We start from the raw sequence: 4,825 nt of genomic DNA, 5'->3' as shown, positions 1-4,825 counted from the left end.
GGGGACGGCTACGAAGACGAGGACGCGAGTGGGCCACCGCGGGGGAGCGTGGTGGTGAGCTCGCGCTGGAACAGCGCCATCGCGGTGCGTGACAGCGGACTGGGTCCGGCGTTCACGGCCGGTGGGCAGATGGGCCGGTTGATGGCGGCCAGGGACTGGGGGGGCACCTCCCTCGGGCCGCCCGACACGTGGAGCACGAGTCTGCGCACCTGCGTCGGCCTGTGCCTGGAGTCGCGCTTCTCGGTGGTGGTCACCTGGGGCCCGGAGCTGGCCTACCTCTACAACGATGCCACCATCCCCATCCTCGGCAGTAAGCATCCCGATGCCCTTGGCCGGCCGTTCCGCGAGGTCTGGCCCGAGATCTGGAATTTCATGCGATCGCGGCTCCACCAGGTGATGTCCGGCGGGGGCGCCACCTGGTCGCAGGACCAGCGGCTGCTGATGTTCCGGCATGGCTACCTGGAGGAGACCTACTTCACGTTCTCCTTCGGCCCGGTACGCGATGCGGAACGCGGCGGGCAGATCGTCGGCGCGCTGACGACCGCGCAGGAGACGACCCGGCAGCTGATCGACACCCGCCGCCTCGCGTGCCTGCGGGATCTCGCCGCCATCGCCTCGCGTCGCGGCGACCAGCGTTCGGTGTGCGTCCGCGCCGCCGCGGTGGCCGGTCACTGGAAGGACGACCTTCCCCATTCCGTCATCCTGCTGCGCGACCAGCGGCGGCCCCGCTCGCCGCCGCGGCTGATGGGCTGGTCGGGCCTGGCCGGCGAGGGCGCGGCCGCGGACCTGTTCGCCGCGCTCGCGCCGGGTGGTCCCGTCCCCGAGGCGACCGGTGCGCTGACGACGGGGCGGGCACAGGTCGTGGACCGGCTGGCGTCGCGGTGCCGGCTGGTTCTCGCCGACGCCTCGCCGCCGTCGAGTTCGGCGCTGGCCGTGCCGTTCGCGAACGGCCGGGACGGCCGCCCGATCGGCCTGCTGCTGGCCGGCGTGAGCGACCGGCTCGCGCTCGACGCCCCCTACCGCGATTTCGTCGCGCTCGTCGCCGGTCAGATCTCGACCGCCGTCGTGTCGGCCCGCGGCTACGAGGCGGCGCGGGCGCGGGCGGCGCGGGCCCGCCGGCGGGCGCTGCGCGACGGGCTCACCGGACTGCCGAACCGGGTGTCGTTCCTCAGCCGGCTCGGGCGGGCCCTCGCCCGGGCCGAGGCCGACGGCTGGCAGGAGCGGGTCGGGCTGCTCTTCGTCGATCTCGACGGTTTCAAGGCGGTCAACGACTCGGCGGGCCACCAGGCAGGTGACTGGGTGCTGCGCGAGATGGCGGCGCGGCTGCGGCGGGCGGTCCGTCCCGGCGACACCGTCGCCCGCCTCGCCGGCGACGAGTTCGCCGTGCTCTGCACGGGGATCACCTCGTCGGAGGCCGTTGTCGGCATCGCCGACCGCATCGTCGAGACCGCCGCCGTGCGCTCGCCCGGCGGCGGCCCGCAGGTCACCTCCAGCGTCGGCGTTGCCGTGTCCGGCCCCGGCCTGACCGACCCCCGCGCGATCCTGCACGCCGCCGACATCGCCATGTACGCCGCCAAGAGGCAGGGACGCCACCGCCGCGTCCTGTTCGACGAGTCCCTGCACACCCAGGCCACCCGCCGCCGCAAGGCGACCATCGGCCCACACCCGCTCAGCGCATCGGCACCCGCCGACCGCAAGGCGGGTTACCGGCCGCCCGGACCCGCCGGCCGGTAACCCGTGCTCGCCAGCCCTAGCCCTAGCCCGAGGCCATCGGCCACACCAACGACTTGTGCTGCAGGAACTCGGACAGCCCCCACTTGCCCCATTCGCGGCCGATCCCGCTGGCCTTGTAGCCGCCGAAGGGTCCGTGCGGGCTGAGTCCGCCGGTGCCGCCGTTGAGGGACACCATGCCCGCGCGGATCTGGCCCCCGAGGCGGTAGGCCCGCGTCGGGTCACCTGACCAGACTCCGCCGCCGAGTCCGAAGTCGCTGTCGTTCGCCAGCCGGACGGCCTCGGCGTCGTCCCGGAACGGGATGACGACGGTGACCGGCCCGAAGAACTCGCGCTGCGCGATCGTCATCGAGTTCTCGACCCCGACGAACACGGTCGGTTCGACGAAGAAGCCCTTCGGCAGGTGGGCCGGGCGGCCGCCGCCGTAGGCGATCTGCGCTCCCTCGTCGAGGCCGGCGCGGATGAGCGCCTCCACCTTGTCCCGTTGCGCGGCGCTGATGAGCGGGCCCATGGTCACCGTCGGATCGGCCGGGTCGCCGATCCTGACGTGGTCCATGGCCTGCTTCAGGCCCGCGACGAGGTCGTCGTGAATCGATTCGTGCACGAGGGTCCGGGTCAGCATCGAACAGCCCTGACCGCAGTTCAGCGTGAAGTTCATGACGACGTCGGGAATCACCCTGGTCAGGTCGGCGTCCTCGCAGACGATGTTCGCCGACTTGCCGCCCAGTTCGAGCACGACCTTCTTGAGCGTGTCCGCCGCCTGTTTCACAATCCTGCGACCGACGGTGTCGGAGCCGGTGAAACTGACGATGTCCACCGCTGGGTGCGAGGTGAGCAGCTCACCGGCCGCGGGCGTGCCGGTGACGACGTTGAACACTCCCGGCGGCAGGCCCGCCTCCTCGGCGATCTCCGCGACCAGGAACGCGGACAGGGGGGTGTAAGGCGACGGCATGAGCACGGTCGTGCACCCGGCGGCCAACGCCGGTGCGAGCTTGAACGCGGCCAGGAAGAACGGCGCGTTGTACGGCGTGATGATCGAAGCCACGCCGTAGGGCTCGCGGCGCACGACGCCCTGGCCGATGCCGAGCGGGGTCTGGTAGGGCAGCATCGGCTCGTCGAACTCGAACGAGAGCAGTACCCGCTCGGCCATGTCCTCGAAGTGCTCGATCGGCACGTCGACGAAGACCGACTCGGCGAGCATCCGGGCTCGACCCACCTCGGTGACGTCGAGGTCGACGAGCTCGGCCTGACGTCGGCGCATGACCTCGGCCATCCGCATCAGTACGCGGGACCGTTCGGACGGTTTCATTCTGGGCCACGGGCCGTCGTCGAACGCCTCGCGCGCGGCCATGATCGCCCGGGTGACGTCTCCCGCGGACGCCTGCGGCACCACCCCCACGACCTGTTCGGTCGCGGGGTTGACCGCCGTCAGGGTCTCGGTGGAGTCGCTGTCCACCCAGCGGCCGCCGATGTACAGCTGCTCCCGGGTGATCACGAAGAGACCGCGGTGGGAAGGACGGGTTGACGACTCGTCGCGCCCCCGTCGACGGTGAGCTGCATGCCGGTGACGTACCTGGACTCAGCCGATAACAGCCGGACGGCGTGCGCTCCGACTTCTTCGGTGTAGTGGTAGACGACGACGCGTGTGGTCACTCGGCGCACCCTTCTGAGCTGTCGCCGCCCGCGGAAGAGGCGGCGAGATGTGTCGATCGTCACAGCACCCCAATCCGCCGTCAAATCCTCGTTTGATGCCCTGAACAACTGTTCAAGATCTCGCCGCCGCCCTGTTCGCGGCTCGTCCAGGTCGGCATCGCGGCCGACTGTCAAGACAGATCTGTTCCAGCTCGTCGGAGCCGCGGTGGAGGCCGTATCCCGGAGGACCTTCGCGGGATCTTCGCGTCTGCCCGCAACGCCTGCCACCACTTGCTCCGCGGGATTGTGTCGTCAAACCCGCCGATACACTCCCTTTCCCGCCGGATCCGGACGCCGACGAATACGAGAGGAGAACCTCGATGGCCATCCCCGGCATGGAACCGGACCTGCCCGGACCGCTGACCCCGCTGACCCCGGTGCCCCGGCGCCCTCGTCGCCAGAACCAGGACGGGTCGGGCAGCGGCCGGGCCGCCAGGACGAAGAGCGACATGCCGGACTCGGCCCGGAAAGCGTCCTCCGTGCTGACCTACGCCGCCCTCCCGGCGGGGACCGCCGGCTGGCGGCGCTGCGCGACGCGACCCACTCGTCGGCGAGCAGCGCGTAATCGATTTCGCCGGTTCACTCGTCGCGCAGCAACTCGTCGCGGACGAGGTACGCCTGCGCGACGCAGGCCGAGCTCGCCGCCGCGGTGCTCGCGGCCCGTCCAGGCCAGCATCGCGTCCCCGCCGGTGGGCGTCGGAATGGATGGACGACACTGTTCTGCGCCGGAACGGGTCCGAACGGCCGCGGACGGCAAGGAATTAGGTACTGTCCGGTCAGGTGCCTTCACGACGTACGGGGGAATGGCGTGCGCTCCGGGCTGCGGGTGTTTCTGAGTCACACGTCGGACATGAACAGTTATCCGACTGACCGGACCTTCGTGCGGGCGGCGGCGGACGCCATCCGCCGCAGTGGGCACATCGCCATTCTGATGGAGGACTTCCCCGCGGCCAGCAGCCAGCCTGCGTCCTACTGCCAGCAGCAGGTCCGCCGGTGCGACGTGTACGTCGGCGTCATCGGTTTCCGTTACGGCTCGCTCGTCACCGAGGGTATGCACGGCGACGGTGGCGCGGTGATGCCCGAGGCGGGGGCGCCGTCGGCGATGTTCTCGGAGGTTCCGCCGGCGGGCGCGCCGGCCGTCTCCTACACCGAGCTCGAGTTCCTCACGGCGGCCCAGAGCGGAATTCCGCGGCTGCTGTTCCTGCTGGACGACGAGACGCCGATTCCGCGCCGTCTTTCCGACAGCAACCTCGATCTCGTCGACGCTTTCCGGGCACGGCTGCGTGCCGCCGGCGTGATCGTCGGCTCCTTCCGCACCGCCGACAGACTGGAAACGCAGGTCACGTTCGCACTCACCCAGCTACTCCACCGTGGCGCGGTCGACTTGGACCTTCTCCTCGAC

The 4,825-nt window shown here is 70.8% G+C and carries 4 protein-coding genes; 2 read left to right on the top strand and 2 right to left on the bottom strand.

What is annotated here, in order from left to right; translation table 11 throughout:
* Positions 1 to 1,734: diguanylate cyclase domain-containing protein (locus NBZ85_RS27725; protein WP_438803113.1), on the top strand; the 1,734-nt coding region annotated here is incomplete at its 5' end.
* 22 nt (positions 1,735 to 1,756) lie between these two features.
* On the opposite strand, the gene NBZ85_RS27720 is transcribed toward NBZ85_RS27725, so the two are convergent.
* Together NBZ85_RS27720 and NBZ85_RS27715 are read right to left on the bottom strand one after the other, a co-directional pair.
* Positions 1,757 to 3,226, bottom strand: a complete 1,470-nt coding sequence (locus NBZ85_RS27720) for an aldehyde dehydrogenase family protein (protein WP_261559964.1) — start codon at positions 3,224 to 3,226, stop codon at positions 1,757 to 1,759.
* Positions 3,223 to 3,384 carry a hypothetical protein gene (locus NBZ85_RS27715; protein ID WP_261559965.1) on the bottom strand — a complete coding sequence of 54 codons (162 nt, stop codon included), beginning with the start codon at positions 3,382 to 3,384 and terminating at the stop codon, positions 3,223 to 3,225. The genes NBZ85_RS27720 and NBZ85_RS27715 overlap by 4 nt, the downstream gene beginning before the upstream one ends.
* An 889-nt stretch (positions 3,385 to 4,273) precedes the next feature.
* Between NBZ85_RS27715 and NBZ85_RS27710 the strand changes: the two genes are divergently transcribed.
* Positions 4,274 to 4,825, top strand: a 552-nt coding sequence (locus NBZ85_RS27710) for a DUF4062 domain-containing protein (protein ID WP_438803112.1), incomplete at its 3' end; no start/stop codon positions are given.

The organism is Frankia tisae (assembly GCF_025403405.1).
Classification (GTDB): Bacteria; Actinomycetota; Actinomycetes; order Frankiales; family Frankiaceae; genus Frankia; species Frankia tisai.
The sequence above is the reverse complement of the archived record's forward strand: the minus strand, read 5'-3'. Positions and strand labels throughout refer to the sequence as shown.